Annotated in this window: 15 protein-coding genes; 8 read left to right on the top strand and 7 right to left on the bottom strand. The window is 67.9% G+C overall.

Annotation, left to right across the window (positions count from 1 at the left end):
* From VGC47_07000 to VGC47_06985, 4 genes are all read left to right on the top strand, one after another.
* A partial coding sequence (locus VGC47_07000) for a GNAT family N-acetyltransferase (GenBank protein ID HEX9855043.1) occupies window positions 1–758 on the top strand: 758 nt, incomplete at its 5' end.
* Entirely contained in the window at window positions 755–1,978 is a 1,224-nt protein-coding gene (locus VGC47_06995; GenBank protein HEX9855042.1) for a glycosyltransferase, read from the top strand. The genes VGC47_07000 and VGC47_06995, both read left to right, overlap by 4 nt.
* Window positions 1,975–2,400 carry a YbjN domain-containing protein gene (locus VGC47_06990; GenBank protein HEX9855041.1) on the top strand — a complete coding sequence of 142 codons (426 nt, stop codon included), beginning with the start codon at window positions 1,975–1,977 and terminating at the stop codon, window positions 2,398–2,400. The genes VGC47_06995 and VGC47_06990 overlap by 4 nt, the downstream gene beginning before the upstream one ends.
* A gap of 319 nt (window positions 2,401–2,719) precedes the next feature.
* A complete protein-coding gene (locus tag VGC47_06985; protein HEX9855040.1) occupies window positions 2,720–3,256 on the top strand; it encodes a hypothetical protein in 537 nt (178 codons plus the stop codon).
* Window positions 3,257–3,267: 11 nt separating this feature from the next.
* Here the strand turns inward: VGC47_06985 and VGC47_06980 are convergent, their stop codons facing one another.
* Entirely contained in the window at window positions 3,268–4,152 is an 885-nt protein-coding gene (locus tag VGC47_06980) for a Clp1/GlmU family protein (protein ID HEX9855039.1), read from the bottom strand.
* Between the two features lie 107 nt (window positions 4,153–4,259).
* Window positions 4,260–6,083 carry an AMP-binding protein gene (locus VGC47_06975; protein ID HEX9855038.1) on the bottom strand — a complete coding sequence of 608 codons (1,824 nt, stop codon included), beginning with the start codon at window positions 6,081–6,083 and terminating at the stop codon, window positions 4,260–4,262.
* 105 nt (window positions 6,084–6,188) lie between these two features.
* Between VGC47_06975 and VGC47_06970 the strand changes: the two genes are divergently transcribed.
* On the top strand, window positions 6,189–7,619 hold the full coding sequence (locus VGC47_06970; GenBank protein HEX9855037.1) for an MFS transporter: 1,431 nt from the start codon (window positions 6,189–6,191) through the stop codon (window positions 7,617–7,619).
* A 276-nt stretch (window positions 7,620–7,895) separates the two neighbouring features.
* Here VGC47_06970 and VGC47_06965 read toward each other — a convergent pair whose 3' ends face one another.
* Window positions 7,896–9,125, bottom strand: a complete 1,230-nt coding sequence (locus VGC47_06965; GenBank protein ID HEX9855036.1) for a M15 family metallopeptidase — start codon at window positions 9,123–9,125, stop codon at window positions 7,896–7,898.
* Window positions 9,122–10,330: an MFS transporter gene (locus VGC47_06960; GenBank protein HEX9855035.1), complete on the bottom strand. Its 1,209-nt coding sequence runs from the start codon at window positions 10,328–10,330 to the stop codon at window positions 9,122–9,124. The genes VGC47_06965 and VGC47_06960 overlap by 4 nt, the downstream gene beginning before the upstream one ends.
* 118 nt (window positions 10,331–10,448) lie before the next feature.
* On the opposite strand from VGC47_06960, the gene VGC47_06955 reads away from it, so the two are divergent.
* Together VGC47_06955 and VGC47_06950 are read left to right on the top strand one after the other, a co-directional pair.
* Window positions 10,449–11,843 carry a HAMP domain-containing sensor histidine kinase gene (locus tag VGC47_06955; protein HEX9855034.1) on the top strand — a complete coding sequence of 465 codons (1,395 nt, stop codon included), beginning with the start codon at window positions 10,449–10,451 and terminating at the stop codon, window positions 11,841–11,843.
* A complete protein-coding gene (locus VGC47_06950) occupies window positions 11,840–14,848 on the top strand; it encodes a putative Ig domain-containing protein (protein ID HEX9855033.1) in 3,009 nt (1,002 codons plus the stop codon). The genes VGC47_06955 and VGC47_06950 overlap by 4 nt, the downstream gene beginning before the upstream one ends.
* A gap of 7 nt (window positions 14,849–14,855) precedes the next feature.
* On the opposite strand, the gene VGC47_06945 is transcribed toward VGC47_06950, so the two are convergent.
* The 3 genes from VGC47_06945 to VGC47_06935 are packed head-to-tail and all read right to left on the bottom strand — an operon-like array spanning window position 14,856 to window position 16,887.
* Window positions 14,856–15,329, bottom strand: a complete 474-nt coding sequence (locus tag VGC47_06945; GenBank protein HEX9855032.1) for a YdeI/OmpD-associated family protein — start codon at window positions 15,327–15,329, stop codon at window positions 14,856–14,858.
* A gap of 22 nt (window positions 15,330–15,351) precedes the next feature.
* On the bottom strand, window positions 15,352–16,182 hold the full coding sequence (locus VGC47_06940; GenBank protein ID HEX9855031.1) for an MBL fold metallo-hydrolase: 831 nt from the start codon (window positions 16,180–16,182) through the stop codon (window positions 15,352–15,354).
* Window positions 16,183–16,230: 48 nt separating this feature from the next.
* Entirely contained in the window at window positions 16,231–16,887 is a 657-nt protein-coding gene (locus VGC47_06935; protein HEX9855030.1) for a CPBP family intramembrane glutamic endopeptidase, read from the bottom strand.
* A gap of 381 nt (window positions 16,888–17,268) precedes the next feature.
* Here VGC47_06935 and VGC47_06930 point away from each other — a divergent pair.
* Window positions 17,269–20,927 (top strand): LAGLIDADG family homing endonuclease (locus VGC47_06930; protein ID HEX9855029.1); only part of this gene is annotated, 3,659 nt, incomplete at its 3' end.

The raw sequence follows: 20,927 nt of genomic DNA, 5'->3' as shown, positions 1-20,927 counted from the left end.
GCGACGCCCTCATGGTGTTGCACGTCGTCGATGGCGTCGTGGAGTTCGCCGGTGACGAAGACCTCACCGACTATCACAGCCCGCTCGGGGAAGGCAGCTCCGAGCTCCTGGCGTCCTACGCCAGCGGCAGGGCAGGCCGTTACTCATTCGACAGCTTGCCATGTGAGGCAGCCGAGCATGTCGAGAAAGGCCTCACGCTGGCGGGACTCGTCCCTCGATGCGAGCAGCACGAGGCCGCCGCGGTCCTGGAGCTCGCAGACACCTGGGAAGGTGTGATGGAGTCACTCGACAAGAAGAAGCGGCACGAGCTCAGACGGAAGCGACGCCGCTTCGAGGAGCAAGTCGGCGCTCCGGTCCTCGAGCGAAGGCACGGCGACGACGCGGTGGCCGCCTTTTCCGACCTCCACCGATCCGCAGGGGGCGACAAGGCGCGCTTCATGACGAAGGAGATGGAGGCGTTCTTCGCGGCGTTGCACAGAGACGCCGGCGGTGTCATCGACTTCCTCGTCGCCGGCGGGCGGCATATCGCAGCCGCATTCGGGTTCGAGGACCAGGACACGTACTACCTCTACAACTCGGGGTTCGACACCGCTCACGCCGGGGCCTCGCCGGGCATCGTCCTCGTCGAGCTCCTCATGCGCCAGGCGGTGTCCTCCGGCCGTGACCGGTTCGACTTCCTCAAGGGCGAGGAGACGTACAAGTTCCGGCTCGGTGCCTCTGCGAGGCCGTTGTACCGAGTAGCAGCCGAGGCATCATGATCTCCTCGGTCGCATACCTGTCGATGCACACCTCCCCCCTGCTGCAGCCGGGCTCCGGCTACGCAGGCGGCATGAACGTCTACATCCACGAGCTGGCGTGCACGATGGCCGGCCGAGGCATCGACGTCGTGGTCTTCACGAGACGCACGAGCCCGGACGAGCCGGAAGTGGTCGAGGTGACCGATGGCTACCGGGTGGTGCACCTCAGCGCAGGGCCGGAGGCGCACATCGAGATGGCGTCGATGGCGGCCCACGTCGCCGACTTCGCCGAGGGCGTCATCAAATGGACGTACGGCGCCGAGGCACGCTTCGATCTCATCCACTCGCACTACTGGCTGTCTGGATGGGCAGGCGTGCTCGTGAAGGAGGCGCTCGACATCCCGCTCGCCAACTCGTTCCACACGTTGGGGCGCGTGAAGGACCTCACCAAGAGAGCCGACGAGTTGCCCTCGAGCCCGATGCGCACCCTCACGGAGGAGGAGGTGATCGCCCAATCGGACTGCGTGATCGCCTCGACGCCCTTCGAGTTCGAGGATCTCATGGAGCACTACGGCGCCCGTCCTGAGAGGCTGTGCACCTCGCCGCCCGGAATCGATCATGACGTGTTCGTGCCAGGCGACAAGAGTGCCGCCCGCGACACGCTCGGTGTGGGTGACGATCCGATGATCCTGTTCGTCGGGAGGATCACGGCGCTCAAGGGCCTGGACGTCGCGGTCGAGGCCCTGGCACGGCTCGATGCTCCGGACGGGGCGTCGCCACACCTCGTCGTGGTCGGCGGTCCCAGCGGAGCGCAAGGCGACGACGAGCTCGCCCGCCTCGTCGACCTGGCACGACGGCTCGGGCTGTCCGATCGCATTCGATTCGTCGATCCGCTCCCGCACCTCGACCTCGTCAGGTTCTATCAGGCCGCCGACGTCCTCGTGATGCCTTCCCGCAGCGAGTCGTTCGGGCTCGTTGCCGCCGAAGCGCAGGCGTGCGGCCTTCCCGTGATCGCGGCGTCGGTGGGCGGCATCCGGCACGTCGTCGACCACGGGACGTCCGGGGTGCTCGTCGAAGGTCACGACCCTGCGGCGTTCGCTGAGGCGATCAGCGAGATCCTCTCGGACGACCTGGCGAGGGCCCGGCTGGCGAAAGGGGCGATCGCCAAAGCCGAGTCCTTCAGCTGGCAGGCAACGGCCGATCGCTTCCTCGAGCTCTACTCGGGCATCACGGGCAAGTGAACCGGCAGTCGGCCCGCAGCCTCGTGCATGAGGTGGCGAGCGGATGGGCGGCCGACGACGCCTCCGACGTCGTGTGGGCTGGGGAGCACGACGGGCGCATCGGTGTTCGCATGGCTCAGCAGACGCGCGACTACACGACCCTGTGGTTCGACGTCGGCGACATCACGGTCGGCTTCGAGGCGTACCTGCTCCCTGCACCTCCCCGGGATCCGGCAGAGGTCTATCGCCAATGCCTGGTCAGGAACATGACGTCGTGGCCTGCCCACCTGGCGCTCGATCGCGACGGAGAGCTCGTCGTGGTCGGCCGCATCCCGCTCGCCTTGCTGAGCCGCGAGGAGCTCGACCGGGTACTCGGGGCGGTCTACCAGCTCGTCGAGCTCGCCTTTCGGCCGCTCGTGCGAGCCGGATTCACCGCTCCGTGACACAAGCGCCGAGCGCCGCTCCAGGGCGCGAAAAGTCTCCATGGGAAACTTGTCGACAGCCGTCTTGCACAACAGGCTGTGGATTGTTGTGGATATGTGGACAACCGGTGCCCGCCGGTCCGAGGTGGAGTGATTTGACGGCAACGAAGGAGCTGAGATCGACTCCAGATCGCCTGCAAATGGGGTATTCGGCGGGCTTGAAACGGTCTTGCCGCGGACGTATGGTCGGCCCTGCAAAGCCCAAGGTGCTTGAGCGACCAGACCTCGTTCGGGGAAGTGCGGGAGAACGTCGCGAGGGTTCCTTGGGCTTTGCACCATCGTGACTGCGAAGCTCGTCACCCTGAGCCTGCCGCTTCCCTGGACGGCCTTCGGTCTTCCCGCCGCGATCGCGACATCAGTCACGACGCTGACGACGGGTGACGTCGGGTGGAGATGGGAGCCGGACGCCCCTGCCCTGCCGGTCGTCACGTGCCCGCCCGCGGACGGCACCGCGGCGCCGGGCTGGGACGTCGACCACGTCGTGCTCCTGACGCCGGGTCTCGAAGAGACCATCCGAGCATTCGACGACATCGGCATCTCGCCGCGGCTCCGCCTCGAGGTGAAGGGCCGCCCAACGGCGTTCTTCAGGGTCGGGCCCGTCCTGGAGGTGATCGAGTCACCGGTGCGCGCCGCGGCGCTCTATGGGGTCGCCCTCGTTACACAGGAGCCGCTCGAATCCGTGGTGCTGCGGTGGCGGTCGTCCGGTTTGGACGTGACCGACCCGCGACCGGCGATGCAGCCGGGGCGCCGCATCTTCACCGTCCGCGCCGTCGAAGCCGGCCTCGCCGTCATGTCGCCCGACCGCGCCACGGGTTGAGCGATTCGATCTCAGACGCCGAAGATCAACTGGCGCAGCCACACCCGCGACGTGTCGAACGTCTCCTGGTCGATCCGGAGGGACCCGAGCCGCAAGCCCTTCATGTCCTCACCGTGCCGGGTCGCAACCCGGAGGACGCCGTCCTCGTATTGGACGACCCCGAGTCCGAGACAGCGGCCGGACCCGTCCTGGACGCCGACGAGCATCCCGGCGAGCTTCTCGAGGTCGAACTCCTCGGGGAGCGTCGGGGCGAACACCGTCGGCTGGACGCGCCACTGTTGCAGCGGTGGGCGCAGCGCCTGACGGAAGGCGGCGATCCTGCGCTGGCGCGCCTCGACGGGGCCGGCCGGCACCAGGTCGGCCGGTGGCTGCGCCCTGGCGACTCGAGCACCGAGGAAGCGCTTCAGCATCCCGACCGTCGGCTCGAGCTCGCTCCCTCGCTGCATCGCGATGACGAGAGCGGGATTGCACAACTCCATCAGGTGGTAGTCGAGCGTCTGGGACACGACGCCGGAGACGGCGCCGGTCGTGTCGAGAACGATGAAGTCCGCCTCACGGTGGGCGATCCCGACGAGGTCGGCGGACGCCACGACGTGTTGCAGCACCACGCCGTCGGGCTGCAGCGAGCCGACGAACCGCAGGTCGTCCTCGATGGCGAGATTGGCGAGGTCGTCCTGCGATCCGATCCACTTCAGCCCGACGCATGCGGGCGGACCGACCGTCGGGACGCCGACGTCGCCGTCGACGAACGCCACCTTGCGGCCTGCGGCGAGTGCGTCCGAGATCAGCAGTTTGGCGAGTGTCGTCTTGCCCGTATCGGGAGCCCCGATGAGCATGACGACACCGTGCTCGCCGACGACGCGCTCGCGCAACGAGGCATAGGAATCGCCGTCCACCACTGAGCCTCCTTGCCGGTCCGGCCGATTCTACGGGATGGCCCGGCTTCGGACCGCGAGCAACCCGGGATGAGCTCCCGGCAGGGGTGCGCATCCCACGATCACCGCTACCGGTCCCCGTAGCCGGCCCGGAGCCGGCGGCGCATCACCTTGGCCGACGCCGTGCGCGGCAAGGAATCGACGACGACGACCTCGTGGATCCTGAAGAGCGGGTTGAGCACATCGCGGATCCGCCGCTGCATGTCTGCCCGGAGGCGGTCGGGATCGATCGGGCCCTCCGTGACCGCGTAGAGAACGAGGCGGTCCGGCCCGCCGCCCGGCGGTGGCACGGCGATCGCCGCGGTCTCGGTGAGGCCGTCGATGCCGGCAACGGCACGTTCGATGTCGGCCGCCGCCACCTTGATGCCCCCGAGGTTCATCGTGTCGTCGACTCTGCCTTTCGCCCTGTAGTAGCCGCCGGCGAGCGCCTCCATGCGGTCGCCGTGGCGCCTGAGCGGTATCCCGATGTCGGGGACACCGTCGTGGTACACCTCGTCGTGATCGCGGTTGATCAGCTCGGTCGAGAGCCCGATCGACGGCGGCACGATGTACACCTCGCCCTCGCCCGCTCGGCGACCCCCCTCGTCGAGGACGACGAGGGCGATGCCGAGTGCCGGCGTCGAGAAGCAGGAGGGCACGGCAGGCTGGACGACCGTCCCCGTGATGTAGCCGCCGCCGATCTCCGTACCCCCGCAATACTCGATGACCGGCTTGTTGCCGACGAGGCCCATGAGCCAGGCCATGTCGTCCGGATTGGATGCCTCACCCGTCGACGAGAGGAGACGCAGCCCAGTCAGGTCGATGCCGTCCATGCACCCCGTGGTGCGCCAGGCGGCCACGATGCTCGGCACGAGACCGAGCACGGTGACTCCGGCGTCGCGTACGAACTCCCCGAACTCACGCCCCGTCGGCGCCTCGTCGTACAGCGCCATGGTGGCGTCGTTGACCAGCGAGGCGTAGATGAGCCACGGCCCCATCATCCAGCCGAGGTTCGTCGGCCATGCGACCACGTCGCCACTGTGGATGTCGTGATGGAAGTGGCCGTCGGCGGCGGCCTTGATCGGCGTGAGGTGGGTCCACGGGATCGCCTTCGGCTCCCCGGTCGTCCCTGAGGAGAACAAGATGTTGGTGTGCGAGCCCGCCGCACAGATCTCGGGCGACCATGCCTCGTTCGATCCGACGAAGTCGTCCCACCACGTGTCGCCTCCGGCGAGCGGTACTCCCCCGCCGGTTGCGACCACGACACAGCGAGGCGCTCCCGCCTGCTTCACCTTCTCGTACATCGGGAGCTGTCGTCCCGACCGCGTGTTGAGATCCTGCGTGACCACGAGGGCCGTCTCGGTGATCCGGAGACGAACCGCGATCTCGGCTTCCGCGAAGGAGTCGGCGATCGACACGACGACGCAGCCGGCGGCGACGGCGCCCAGGTAGGCGACGACGGCCTCGATCGTCATCGGCATGGCGATGGCGACCCTGTCGCCCGGTCCGAGGCCCGCCGAGCGCAGCGAGTTGCCGAATCGGGCAACCTGCGACTGCAGGGCGCCGTACGAGAGCCGTTCGATCGCACCCCCATGTCCGGCGACCACGGCTATGCGATCCGGGTCAGTCGTGAAACAGGAGGCGGCGATGTTGAGGCGCGCCCCGGGCAGCCACCCAGGGTCGCGTCGCTCATCCGGCCTGCCCATCATGGCGCTCGGCGTGCGGTCGAAGACGATGCCGAGCCGCCGTATCGCGGCGGCCCAGTATGCGGCCCTGTCGTCGACGGACCAAGCGTGCAGCGCCTCGTAGCCCTCGATGTCGAGCTCGGCTGCGAAGGTGGTGACGTTGGCGGCGGCAACCGTCGCCTGGTCCGGTATCCAGCTGGCGGCCGGCGGTACCGCGGTCGTGATCACGATCGAGGAGGCTAACGCCGGGGCGGCGCGCCGGATGGAGCCGGTCGTTGGTGACCACCCCTCGACGACACGCCGCCGCGCCGGTGATGCGGCGAGAATGCCCGCGTGACGAAGCGAGGGGCGGGCGGGCCGAGCCGGGGACACGTGCTGTTCACGATCGTCGTGTTCGTGTCGCTGGCGTCACTCGACAACGCCGCGATCGCGCTCATCCCGTCGATGGTGCTGCCGATCCGCCAGGCCCTCGACACGAGTGAGACCGCGCTCGGCCTGATGACGGCCCTCTCGATACTGGTCACGGCGATCTCGGCGGCCGGTTGGGGATACTGGGGGGATCGGTCGGACAGGAAGCGCCTGCTCCTCGTCGGGACGCTGATCTGGGCGACCGGGGCGCTCGCCAGTGCACTTGCGCAGACGTTCTGGCACCTACTCGCCGCCCAGCTCGTCACCGCGGTCGGGCTCGGATCGATCGCTTCGGTCGGCTTCGCGGTGATCAGCGACTTCGTCTCGCCGCGCAGACGCGGCTTGGCGATGAGCTTCTGGGGGCTCTCCCAGGGCGTCGGCGGCCTCGTCGGGGGGCTCGTCGCCAGCCAGCTCGGTGCCGATGACTTCCGGGTCCCCCTGGTCGCGCTGGCAGCGGCGGGTCTGCTCGCAGGCGGCCTCTACCTCTTCGCCTTCGACGCCCCACGAGGCTACAAGCAGCCCGAGCTGGCGCGCATGGCCGAGCAAGGCGTCGCCTACGACTACAGGATCGACCGGGACCAGCTGCCGGAGCTCATCACCAAGCGGACGAACGTGTGGCTCGTGCTTCAGGGACTCACGGCCCAAGTGGCCTACGGTTCGCTCATCTGGGTCCCGCTCCTCTACCAGGAGAAGATCATCGCCGAGGGGTACGGCGTCGCCACCGCCACGAGAGCGGGTGGCCTCCTCGCGGCCATCTTCCAGATTGGAGCGCTGTTCTCGATCCTCGCCGGGCACATCGGCGACAAGGCACAGCTGAGGACGAAGCGCGGCAGGGCGATCGTGAGCGCCATTGGCATCACAGGCGCCATCCCCTTCTTCCTCGGGTTCTTCTACGTGCCGCTGCGCGGGCTCGACGTCACGGAGGGTGCCTCGAGCGCCACCCTGATCCCCGAGGTGTTGCGAGAGGTGGCGACCAACCCTTGGGTGGCGCTGGCGTTCGGGTTGTCGATACTCGCCTTGGCTCTCACATCCGCCGACTCCCCGAACTGGTTCGCCCTCATCTCCGACGTGAACCTGCCCGAGCACCGCGGAACCGTCTTCGGGCTGGGCAACCTGGCGAACGGGATCGGACGGTCGGCAGGGAACGGCATGACGGCGGCGCTCGCCTCGGGCATCGAGCGCGCCCTGCCGCCCCCGATGAACTGGGCAGTCGGCCTCACGGTGTTCCAGGCCTTCTTCCTGCCGACGGGGTGGATGTACTGGAAGGCCGCAGCGACGTCGCCGGGGGACATCGACGCAACGCGGCGAGAGCTGTCGAGGCGGGGCGAGGCTCTCGCTGCGCCGGCCGAGGACTGAAACGCAAGGAGGGCCGCACCGCCGTGCGACCCTCCGAGTAGTCCGTGGCTCCCCACTCGTCGGCCGGCTCTCTCGGCCGGCTCTCCTCACCACGGCTGTGAGTGGCTTCCCCCTCTTGCCCTGAGCTCAACATACATCGCTCGGCTGACTAGTGCTCGCTTTGCGAGGAAATAGGTCGAGCGCCTCAGCCGATTTTGAATAGGGTCGCAAGACCCACCGATCGGCCTTGAAGCGTCGAGCCGTGAGGCCTGTCGTGTCGTGCGGCCGGTCCGAAGGTCAGGATGGCGGATCGTCCCCATACCATTCGAAGTGACCGGGATCGGGTGACAGCCACATGCTCCCGTTCGTGAACCCGAGCCCCGACATCACGTCGACGAGGGCACGATCGACGGGTGACCCGGGACCGTCGAGCGGGTTGAAGATGTTGATGTCGACCGCCGCTCCCCAGGCGTGGCGCGAGATGCCGCGCCGTTGCGCGATGAAACGCGGGTTCCAGCACCCGGCGAAAGCCGACGGGTCGATGACGTCCGCCTTCCCCATCTCGATGAGCTGCTCCATGGCCTGGTCGACGAGGTCGGCGACGTCACGGTGGCAGCGGGTGACGCCGAGCAGCGGGAGGTCGACGGTCACGATGTTGGCCTCCAACCAAGCAGGGTCGATCGTGAAGCGGGCACCGGGCCCCGGCCGGAAGGCGAACTCGCCGAAACGGAGCTTGACCGCCACCTGCGGCAGCACGGAGTCGCCGTGCCTGAAGTAGGGCGTGTCGCCGCGCCCCGCCAGCCTGACCGGGTAGTCGTAGGCGCCGTCAAGGTCCCGCGCCAGGGTCGCCGGATCACCTACATGGTGGAAGACGACGAACCGGGGCTCCGCAGACGGAACGAGCGACGCATCGGTCGTCACGACCTCGGCGGCTCCCACGTGTTCGTCGGGGAACACAGCTCCGACCGTCACCACGCCACCCGGCCGGAGCTCCATCGTGTCACCTGGGCCGAGGTCGCGCAGTTCCGCTGAGGAAGCACCCAGCCCGACCTCGCCCGGGCCGAGGGTCGCTAGGGCACGCGCCGACGACGGCGACATCGCATTCCCATATGTCGCCGGATCGACGATGAACGTCTCGAGCGGGAAGACGAATCCGTCCGCCGGGACGTCACCGCTCGGCGCATCCGCTCCGGTCGACGGAACCAGATGTGCCAGGCCGACGTGGACGACGCTCACCATGTCGACGCCGGCGAGCGCCGCCAGGGTCGCCGCGAAGTCGTCCTCGAGCCGTCCCGAAGACCATGCCAGGTACCAGTCACGAGGCAGGTCGGGGACGGGGAGCGGCACGGTCGGCGGCGGGACGGCCGTCGTCGACGAGGTCGTGGGCGGCGGCTCGGACGACGTGGGGACGGCAGGCGGGGCCAGGGTCGTGACAGCGCTCGTCCCGGGGGAATCGTCCTGCTCGGCGGCAGAAGGCGAGCAGGCGACGGCGAGGACGAGCCACGCGACGACCGAGGCGCGCTTCATTGCATCATTCCGGTGCCGCCCGCAGTTCGGGACGCCACGTCCGTGGCCCCGGCCGCCAAGCGACCGACGAGCAGCACCCCGAACGCAGCGAGCGCCGACGTGACACCGACGACCACGAAAGCAGCGTCGAACGACCACGTGTCGACCACCCAACCGAGCACGATGGGGCCGGCACCTGCGCCGGCGAGCGTGCCCGCCTGGGTGATGGCGGACGAGGCCGCCGTCGAACGGGCATTGGCGTTCACGACCGTATACGTCATGAGGCCGGGCCATCCCCAGCCGGTCACGAAGGCGCCCACGACGAGGACTGCGAAAGCCCACCCCGAGGCGACGGTGGTCGCCCAGAACACCAAGGACCCGATCCCGAGGAGAACGGCCAGCCCGCCGAACCCACGACCTCCGATCCTGTCGGTGTGCGCCCCGACCGCCACGCGGCCGACGAGGGAAGAGACCGACCCGGTGAACAGCAGGAACCCGGCAGCCGACTCGGTGAATCCGACGTCGACCGCGGCGGCAACGAGATACGTGCTGAGCGCGACGGCGCCCCACGTGGCGAGGGAGGACATCAGCGCCAGCCCCACCAGGAGACGGTCGCTCATCGGCGCCACGAACCGGCGGGGATCGGCGGAGCTTCCCCCAGCCGTCGGCTCGACGGGAGACCTGGGCACGAGGAGCAGCACGACGACCGTCAGTGCGGCAGAGACGAGGTACGCCGCCCGCCACCCGAAGTGGACGATCACAGACGGCACCGCCAGTCCTGCCAGGAGCGTCGAGACCGGGATCCCGGCGTGTTTGAGCCCGAAGACGACCCCCCTCCGCTCCGGGGCGACGTGATCCGACAGGGATTGATTGGCTGCCGGGTTGGCGAGGCCGTAGAACAACCCACCCACGACGAGCAGTGCCACGAGCACCGCAGTGCTCTTGGCGGCCACCGCGATCGTCAACAGGATGGCTCCGGACCCGACCGCGTTGAGACGCATGGCGTACTGCCAGCCGATCCGTGCCACGACCCTGCCCGCGGGCGCAGAGGCGGCGGCCGACACCAGGAAGAACGCCGCCGTCAGGGCACCAAGCCCGGCGGGACCGAAGCCGAGCTCGCGACCGATCTGCAGAGAGCCTGCGCCCAAGAGCATCACCGGCTGGGTGCTCAGGGCGACGATGGCCACAGCGCCTGCCATCAACCGCCCGAAACCCAATCTCGACATCGCCGGGATGCTAAGGGACCGGGTCGAGTCCGCCGGCGTCCCACCCCAAGGGGTCAAGTTCGACGCGCGCCGATGCCGATGAACCCTTGACGGGTTCAACAGGAGCGAGAGAGGCTCGATGAGACGGCCGCCGGCTGCCAGCCGGACCAATCCGCGTGCCGCAGCCGCCACGTGGGCGACCATCGCTGTGATCGCGGTGCTCGCACTCGTCGCGTGGACGATCTCACGCGCCGGTTCGACCGAACAGATCGCCAGGAGCGGCAGAACCGCCCTGGCGGCCCAGGCGGTGCTCGGAACCAACGACCTCGCCGTGAAGGCGCTCGGTCAGGTCGTGCTGCTCTCCGAGGACAACGCTCTCGGAGTCGCCAGCGACGAAGTGCTCTCAGCAGCGATCGAAGAGGGTCACCGGGTCGTCGACGACCTCCTCGAGGCCGGGAGGTCCCTCGGCGACGCAACGATCGTGGCGGCGCTCGACAGGGCGAACGAGGCCAGCCTCGCCGTCATCGGGCTCGCCGACGACGGACGGGTCGGAGATGCGTCGACCGCATTCGTGGAGACTGCTCTGCCGACGTTCGAGCGAGTGCGCGACCTGGCAGCAGTCACACGTGGAGAGGCGGCCCAGGAGCTCGTGAGCGCCACCAGCCGATCGGCGACGGCAGGACGCATCGCCAGCTTCCTGGCGGCGTTCCTCATCCCGGCTGGCGCCATCCTGATCTACCGGTCGGCGGCCCGACGCCAGCTGCGCGTCGCCGAAGTGAGATTGGAGGAGCGCCTCACGGCAGAGCGACAAGTCGTGCGCGCCAAGGACGACTTCATCGCGAGCATCTCGCACGAGCTGCGGACCCCGCTCACCACGATCTACGGCTTCTCCGAGATCCTCCTCGAAGAGGACATGCTGAGCATTGGAGCCGATCGCGATCTCGTCGAGCTGATCAACCAGGAGAGCGGCGAGCTCGCCCGCATGGTCGAAGACCTTCTCGTCTCGGCGAGGGCGGCAGAGGCCGCCATGGTCTACAACATCGGCCGGGTCGAGTCCCTCGAAGAGATCCACTTCGTCGTCGATCCGCTCATGAGGCTCGGCGCCCCCATCCATGTGGACGCCCAGGCGGCAGACATCAGCGCCGACAGGCTTCGATTCCGGCAGATCATCCGCAACCTCACCGTCAATGCCGTCAAGCACGGAGGTCCCGAGATCCGGATCACGACAAGGACGGACGGGACGTCGTTCGAGTGCGTCATCGCCGACAACGGACGGGGCGTCCCGGAGCGATTGCGCCCGAGACTCTTCACGCGGTTCATCCACGAGGGAGAGGACCCGCTCACGATCGGATCGGTCGGGCTCGGGCTCTCAGTGGTCAAGGTGCTCGTCAACGACATGGGCGGCGAGGTCCGGTACGAGCGAAGGAATGACTGGTCGGACTTCACGGTGACCCTCCCTTTGTGGCGGCCTGCTCCACGGGGCGGCGCCTCTGAGTCGACGACGGCCGCCTCCGAGCTACCGGTCGCCTCGTGAGCCGTCGCAGCGTCGCCGCAACGCTCACGCTCGTGATCGCGGCATTGTCGGCCCCGGTCCCGCCCGCAGCCGCCGTGACGAACGAGACCTATCGGGACCGATTCACCGAGGTCTCGTACTCCAACAACCACGGTTCCGCTCCATGGGAGACGAGCTGGCAGGAAACGCCTTCGAACGGGCCGGCGAGCGGCAACATCCAGATCGTCGCTGCGGCGCGCTGCGCCGCGGTCAGCTGCCTCAGGGTGGGAGCGAACGGGCTGGTTGCAACGGATCGAATCGAGCGCCAGGTCGACCTGGAAGGCGCGGCCGAGGCCACTCTCACCTTCAGCTACCGGCGCCAAGACCTCAAATCGGGGCTCCTCGACGGCATAGGGGACGGGGTCAACGTCCAGGTGTTCGACGGGCTGACGTGGCACACCGTCGCCACATACCAGTTCAGTGGCTCGGATGCGGCCGACCGCCAAGCCTCGTTCGACATCTCGTCGTGGGTCGATGCCGACACCAGGGTCGCCCTCCAGGCGTTCGGAGTCCTCGCCAGGGGCTACCTGTTCGTCGACGACGTCGAGATAGCGGCCACGTTTGGTCGCGTCCCGGTTCTCGTCGAGAACCTCCCGGACAGGACGGACGCCGAGGGCGCGGCCGTGTCGCTCGTGGCCGAGGCGTCCGACCCCGACGGCGGAGGGATCACCTACACGGCGACAGGGCTCCCGGCCGGCATCACGATCGGCAGCAGCTCGGGCGTCATCAGCGGCACGCTCCGGTACGACGGCTCGCTCGCCAGCCCCTACAACGTCGTGGTGACGGCCACCGATCCCAACGGCGATACCGTGACGGACGGCTTCACGTGGACGGTGACGAACACCAACCGGGCTCCGACGATGGACCAGGGGCCTCCGGTCTCGGTCCCGGAGATGGAGCAGATGTCCCTCGTCCTGTCCGCCTCCGACCCTGACGAAGCGTACGGCGACAGCCTCACCTACAGCGTGAGCGGCGCTCCGGCCGGCCTCTCGGTGAACCCGTCGACCGGGCGCATCACGTGGACCCCCGGAGAGGCGCAAGGCCCGGCGACATCGAGCTTCACTGCGAGGGTCACCGATTCGGCCGACCCGCCGAGCTCAGACACGGCCTCGGTCACCGTGACCGTCGGCGAAGTCAACCGAGCTCCCCTTCTCACGTCGATCGCCAGCCAGGCGAGCGGGGTCGGCGACTCCGTCAGCCTCCCCGTCTCGGCGTCCGATCCCGACCTCCCGGAGAACGTCGTCAGGTACTCGGGGACCGGCCTCCCGACCGGGCTCGCGATCGACTCCTCGACGGGGATCATCGGCGGCACCGTCGCTCCGTCCGCCGTGTTCGACAGTCCGTACGAGGCGACTGTGACCGCCACCGACGACGGATCTCCGCAACGCAGCGCCACCCGCACTTTCTCGTGGTCGATCACGACTTCGAACCGGGCGCCGAGACTGGCGACCATCCCACCGCAGACGCCGAGCGCAGCGGGGTCGGTCCGCTTCACGGCGGCGGCCACCGACCCGGACGGAGACGCTCTCGGATACTCCCTGGCAGCCGGGAGCGATCCCGTTCCGAGCGGCGCGGTCATCGGATCGGCAAACGGGCTCTTCTCGTGGACGCCGGGGGCGACCCACGCCGGGTCGACGTTCGAGATCATCGTTCGGGTGACGGACGACGGCGTGCCGAACCTCTCCGATCAGCAGAGGGTCCGCATCGACGTGCCGAGGCTCAACGGTCCGCCCATGATCGGTGACCCGGGGGATCGAGCCGACGTCGAGGGGGCGAGTATCTCGTTCCGCCTGCAGGCGGACGATCCCGATCTGCCGCACGAGCAACTCACGTTCACGGCGACGGGGCTGCCCCCCGGCATCAAGATCTCGCCGGGCGGGCTCGTAGCGGGGACGCTGCCATTCGAAGGGGCCACGAGAAGCCCCTACACGGTCGTCTTCACCGTCCGTGACGGCGGGATCCCTGCCCTCAGCGACTCCGAGACGATCACCTGGACCGTGCAGAACGTGAACCGTCCTCCCGTCGCCACTTCGTCGAACTTGGCGGTCCTCGCCGGCGAGTCCATCTCGTTCACGCTCGACGCCTCGGACGCCGATGGTGATCACCTCGCCTATGTGATCGATCTTGCTCCCGCCTCGGGGGCGCTGACCGGAAGGGCACCCGATCTCGTCTACACCGCCGGTGACGCCGTCGGCAGCGACTCGCTCCGCTTCATCGTCACCGACGGCTCCTCATCGGCACAGGGCACCGTCACGTTCGACGTCAAGGCCTCGAACGCTCCTCCCGTCGCGCTCGATGACACGTATGTGTTCGTGGCGCCCGGCCCGCTCGAAGTCGGGAGCCCGGGAGTGCTGGCGAACGACTGGGACGACGATGGCGACGCCCTGGTCATCTCGCTCGTGGCACCCCCGGATGACGGTGACCTGACGCTCGGACCGGATGGTTCGGTCGTGTACCAGCCCGAAGACGGCTTTGTCGGAGTGGTCGTCTTCGTCTACCAGGTCACGGACGGCATCGACGCCGCCACGGCCGGCGTGCGTATCCGCGTTGCGCCTCCCGGAGGCACGGATGACGTCCACGACGACGTCGTCGGAGCCGAGAGCGGTCCGGACGCCCCCCCTCCGCCCGTGCTGCAGGACAGCCTGTCGCGGACATTCGCGGTGATGGCTCGTGCAGGCCTCGAGCAGCTGCCCATTCTCGGCTTCCCGCTCGCACTCCTCCTGTTGACGATGATGTTCTCGCTGACGATCGGGCGGATCTCCGCCACGCCGATCTTCGGGAGACGCACCGACCAGACGGGCACTATCAAGGTCTACGACGCCGAAGGCGGCTTCGGCTTGATCTCACGCGATGGTGACTCGGACGTCTTCGTCGACGCCTCCGTCGTGCGAGGGATCGCAAGCGACCTGTTCCCGGGCCGCCGTGTGCACTTCCGAGCCATCGAGGGAGGCGCACGACCCCTCGCCACCAGGGTTCGCCCCGTCTGAACGGGACTCAGGTGCTCGGGCGCTGCTTGATGCCGTCTTCCAAGAAGCCCACGACCTCTGAGATGCGCTGCCGCCGCAGGGCGGGATCCCGTTTCGTGGCGGAGATCCAGCGCAGGTAAGCCACGCGGTAGAACTGCGCCAGCGAATCGAAGAAGGCTCCGGCTCGGGGCGCCGCTTCGAGTGCCAAACGGAAGTCGTCGGGGAGGTCTCCACGCTGGGGTCCCTCAGGCGCGAGCGACACCTGCACGGCGTCGCCCTCTCCGATGCCACACGCCCGGCGCCACGCAGCCCCGAGTGCGATCGCCCAACCGTCGTCCAGGCGCTCCACCACAGCACGCACACCCATCCCCTCCACCGTGCCGCACACGTGATGGCGTTCCTTCCGCCCCCAGGCTGCGTCTGGATCGAACGGGATCGGCACCAGGACCCGCCCACCGGGGCCTGGAGCCACCGTGACCCGAAACGACCTCGCCGGTTCCACGGGGTTGATTCTCGCGGGCCGTTCAGAGCTCGCCGGCGAGCGACGCAACCAGGTCGCTCGCACCACCGATCATCGGCTCGCCGTGGCCGAACACCACCGTGTCGAAGTGCAGGTCGGCCAGCTTCTTCACCGACTCGTTGGCGGTCGCCATGTCGGGAGTGAAGTCGGCGTTGGGACCGAGGACGCCCGGCCCGCCGCCGTTGAGCGCATCGCCCGCGACGAGCAGGCCGCCGATCGGGTCGAGTACGCAGATGTGACCGGGCGTGTGGCCCGGCGTCTCGATGATCTCGAGGCCGAACACCGTGTCACCATCCCCGACCGCCTCGATCGGCCGTGGCGACGCCCCCATCGCCGAGATGTCCTCGGCGCCGGCATACCCGAGTGCCTGGTCGGCGGCGGTCATCACGTCTCCGAGGCTTCCGATGTGGTCGGGGTGGAGGTGGGTGAGCACGACGTGGCCCACCTCATCCCAGCTCAGCTCGATGCTGGCGAGCACCTGCTCGATGGCGCCGACGCTTCCGGCGACGCCGGTGTCGACGATCGCTGCCTCGGCGCCCCTGACGAGCAGGTATGCCGACACGAACCCGAGATCGACCCGCTCCCAGGCAACGCCGTCCCCTGCCGGCTGAGTCGAGCCGGGCGGTTCGGTGGTGGCCGGTGCGATCGTGGTCGTGGTGGAGGTCTGGGAGGCGGTCGGAGGGCTGGTCGTGCCGCTTTCGTCGTCCGGCGCTGCGGTCGTCGCTCCGGCACCGCCTTCGGAGCATGCGGCGACCCCCAACACGGCGATCGCCAGGGTCCCCTTGCCAAGATCCCTCACGAACGCCCGGCGCGTGAGTTGCTCGAATCGGCCCATCGGTCTCCTCCAAGCCACCGTCACGACGAGGATACGAAACGCTGCGGGCTACCGGTTCGACGATGCCGCTCGCGCCGCGAGGTAGCCGGCGATGTTGATCCCGGCGTGGGCGACGACGGCGGCGACCAGCCCGTACCGCGCCCGCAGGGAGGCAAGCGCCCGACCGGCGGCGACGGTGACCACGACTGCGGCGGCGGCCGAAGGTGCCCGAGGGAGGCCGTTGACGGCGGCGGTCTGCAAGGTGGGGAGCACGTGCCAAGCGCCGAAAGCGGTGCTCGACCCGGCAGAGCCCCAGGCTGCCTGGAGCAGGCCGCGGAACAGGACCTCCTCGAAGGAGGCTGTCCCGACAGGGATCCGCAAGAGCACCTCGTAGGCCGGTCTCGTGCCGATCACCCTGGTGTCTGCGAACAGTCCGGGACGCAGTCTGACCCCGATCCACACCACACCTGCCGCCACGCCCGCCACCATGGCTCCGGTGAGAGCGCCTCGACCGGGCCGCCTCGAGTCGATGCCGAGTTGTTCCCGACTGATCCCGGCATGCCTCGCCGCGTATGCGATCAGGCCGATCCCACACACGTTTCCCGGGACGTACGACCAGCGAGGGAGGAGTCGATTCTGCGCCACGTTCCAGGCCGTCGCCCCGGCGATCAGGATGACGGACGTGCGGGGTGATCGAAGCGACCTCGCATCCGGTGACCGTTCCATCGCCGTCACTGTGCCATTTCCCGAAACGGAGCGTGACGCTGCCGTTCCTCGAAAGAGGGACTTGCATCAGCCGAGGAGATCGCCGCGGGCGCGAAAACTCGGGAGGCGTCGCGAAACAAATCCAGCGACGTGGCTTGATCGCGTGGGAACCGGTGCCGTTCAATGCGGCCACTTCCTCGACGAAGCGGCGAGAAGAGTCGTGGGGTGAATACCCTTGACGTAGTTACACCTGTGTAACTATGATCGCTCTTCCGCACCGCGACATCTAGGGCCTAGTCGACTTCCCAACCACTAGATGTGGTGCATGTGGATGGATCTGTGGACAAAGTAGCCGCATCCTCCGAGGTCGGGAGGCCAGGAGCGGCTGGGAGGGAGAAACCCATGGACGAGGCCGTGAGCAAGGGGCTTCGGGTCGAGCGTCAATTCACCCGCGAGGGCGAGGACGTCTACGAGTCGGTGCAGTGGAGTCGGCGGGACTCCCGCATCTCGAATCCGGACGGTTCGATCGTGTTCGAGATGAAGGACGCCGAGGTCCCGGAAGGCTGGTCCCAGGTGGCGGCCGACATCATGGTCTCCAAGTACTTTCGCAAGGCCGGCGTCCCGCAACTCGACGAGCGCGGCAACCCCACGTTCGACGACGACGGCAAGATGCTCACCGGCCCCGAGGGTTCCGCCCGCCAGGTCATCAAGCGCCTCGCAGCCACGTGGCGCTCCTGGGGTGAGACATCCGGATACTTCGCCTCCGATCGCGACGCCGACGCTTTCGAGGACGAGCTCGCCTACATGCTCCTCCACCAGATGGCCGCCCCCAACTCCCCGCAGTGGTTCAACACCGGCCTGGCCCACATGTACGGCATCAAGGGCACCCCGCAGGGCTTCTGGTACGTCGATCCTGACACGGAGGAGCTCCTCCCCTCCCCCGACTCATACACGAGGCCCGCCCCCCACGCCTGCTTCCCGGCGGGAACGACGATCACCACACGCGACGGCATCAAGGCGATCGAGAAGATCGAGATCGGCGACGAGGTCTTGACCCACAACGGCCGGTACCGGCGGGTTTCGGACGTGATGCAGAGGCAGGTCGACGAGTCCCTCGTTCGTCTCGGCATCACCGGACGCATAGCAAAGGCTCTCACCGCTACCGGGAACCACCCGGTCCTGGCCGTGAGGGCGGGCATGCCGACGACTGCGACGCCGGAATGGGTCGTGGCCGCCGATATCCAGCCGGGCGATCACGTCGTGGCCGCCGGCGATCCGGCGAGCGGGGAACTACCGCAAGCGGTCGACCTCGTCGCAACTACCGACCGCGAATCCTTCTATGGAACGGTCTACAACTTCCAAGTCGAAGACGACGAGTCGTATGTGGCCAACGGAATCGTGGTTCACAACTGCTTCATCAACAGCGTCGACGACGACCTCGTCAACGAGGGCGGGATCATGGACCTCTGGGTGCGCGAGGCTCGCCTCTTCAAGATGGGCTCGGGCACCGGGTCGAACTTCTCGAAGATCCGTGCCGAGGGCGAGCAGCTCTCCGGCGGTGGAAAGTCGTCGGGACTCATGAGCTTCCTCAAGGTGGGCGACCGCGCCGCCGGCGCCATCAAGAGCGGAGGCACCACCCGGCGGGCAGCGAAGATGGTGATCCTCGACGTCGACCACCCCGACATCGAGACCTTCATCAGGTGGAAGGCCGAAGAGGAGAAGAAGGTCAGGGCGCTGGTCGCCGCCGGCTACTCATCCGACTTCAACGGCGAGGCGTACGCCACCGTTTCCGGCCAGAACTCGAACAACTCGGTTCGTCTCTCGAACGAGTTCATCGACGCCGTGCTGAACGACCAGGACTGGGAGCTCACGGCGCGCACGGACGGATCCGTGATGAAGACCGTCAAGGCGCGCGACCTGTGGCGCCAGGTCGCCGACGCAGCCTGGCAATGCGCCGATCCCGGCGTGCAGTTCGACACGACCATCCAGGAGTGGCACACCAGCCCGGCCGGCGGCCGGATCAACGCAACGAATCCGTGCTTCACCGGCGAGACCCGCATTGCCACCGACAAGGGATTGATCCAGTTTCGCGACCTCGTCAGGCGTGCCGCCGAGGGTGAGTCCTTCGAGGTCTACAGCCACGATGCGACCCATCCGGATGCGCCGGTCGAGTCAGTCTCGCTCTCCAGGCCGACGCAGATCATGGTCACCGGCACGAACGAGATCGTGAAGCTGGAGTTCTCGGACGGGCGGGTTATCAGGACGACCCCGAACCACAGGTTGTTCACCTCTAATCGCGGATGGGTCCGTGCCGACGAGCTGACCGCCGAGGACCGGGTCCGGCTGCTCGATCGAGCGGTCGATTTCGGCATGGCAGCTTGGTCCATCCCCGTCTCCAGCGAGGCTTCGTGGTACCAGGCTCGGTCGTCCCGCCGCTATGCGGTGGAGCTCCCGGCGAAGTGGTCCGAGGACTTCGCCCACTACCTCGGTTGGCTGGTCGGCGACGGCTCGATGACCGGCAAGATGGCAACGACGATCTACGGATCCGGTGAGGAGCAGCAGACGGCAATGCTCGCCCATGCCGAGTTGCTCACGGCCATGAACGGGGGGATGGCCCCGAAGCCGGCGGCCATGACCAACGGCACATACCAACTGCGGGTCAGCCGGGGCGCGATTCGCAAGTTCCTCGTGTCTCTGGGCGTGACGCAAGCCAAGTCGGCGCACAAGCGTGTCCCGTGCTCGATCTTCGAGGCCCCGAAGCCGATCGTCGCCGCCTTCCTACAGGGGCTGTTCGATGCGGACGGCACCGTCGTCCACCGTGGCGACAAAAGCCGCTACGCAGGGCTCGGAAGCACTTCCGAGGACCTCCTGCGTGACGTTCAACAGCTGCTCGACACGTTCGGCATCCGCGGCCGCATCTACCGCACAAGGGCTGGGGGCACGCAAGGGTTCGAGTACACGACGAAGCTCGGCGAGGACCGGACGTACGAGAGCATTCCGATGCACGATCTGCGAGTCACGAGCACATCTCTCGAACGGTTCGCCGCCGCCATCGGCTTCACGTTGCCGAGCAAGCGCGACCGGCTCGAGCAGCTGATGGTCGAGGCGAAGCGCTACGCCTCGAAGGACTGGAGCACTCTGGTCGGCAGGAGGTTCGACGGGTTCGAGACGACCTACAACCTCACGGAGCCGATCAACCACTCCTACGTCGCAGGCGGTGCATTGGTCAGCAACTGCTCCGAATACGTCTTTCTCGACAACACGGCGTGCAACCTGGCCAGCCTGAACCTGGTGACGTTCTACGACGCCGCCACAGGCGGGTACGACCTCGAGGCGTACCGGCATGCGATCAGGTTGTGGACGATCGTCCTCGAGATCTCGGTGACCATGGCCCACTTCCCGTCGGCGGCGATCGCCCAGGGGAGCTACGACTACCGGACGCTCGGCCTCGGCTACGCCAACCTCGGCTCGCTGCTCATGCAGATGGGCATCGCCTACGACTCCGACGAGGGCCGTGCCATCGCAGGGGCCATGACCGCCATCCTCACCGGTCACTCGTATTCCACGTCCGCCGAGATGGCCGGGGTGGTCGGCCCGTTCCCGAGGTACGCCGAGAACGCCGAGTCGATGCTGCGGGTCATCCGCAACCACCGTAGGGCTGCCCTCGGCAAGGACGACTTCGAGGACGTCAGCCACAAGGTGGTCGCGATCGACCAGCAGCTCTGCCCGCCGGAGATGCTCCACGAGGCGCACAACGCCTGGAATACGGCGCTCAAGCTCGGCGAGACGTACGGCTACCGAAACGCCCAGACAAGTGTTCTTGCGCCAACGGGGTGCCTGGTGGGCGGGTCCCTCGTGCCGACCGAGCGCGGTCTCGTGCGGCTCGCCTCACTCGGTGATGTGAACGGAAGTCAGTGGCAAGACCTCGGTCTCGACGTCGCAACGGACGAAGGCTCACGCACCGCGACGAAGTTCTACGTAAACGGCGTCGAGCCCGTCGTCACGGTCGAAACGTCACGGGGCTATCGGATCCAAGGAACTCCGACTCATCGGATTCGGGT

The sequence above is a fragment of the Acidimicrobiia bacterium genome (assembly GCA_036396535.1).
Classification (GTDB): domain Bacteria; phylum Actinomycetota; class Acidimicrobiia; order Spongiisociales; family UBA5794; genus DASWKR01.
The sequence above is the reverse complement of the archived record's forward strand: the minus strand, read 5'-3'. Positions and strand labels throughout refer to the sequence as shown.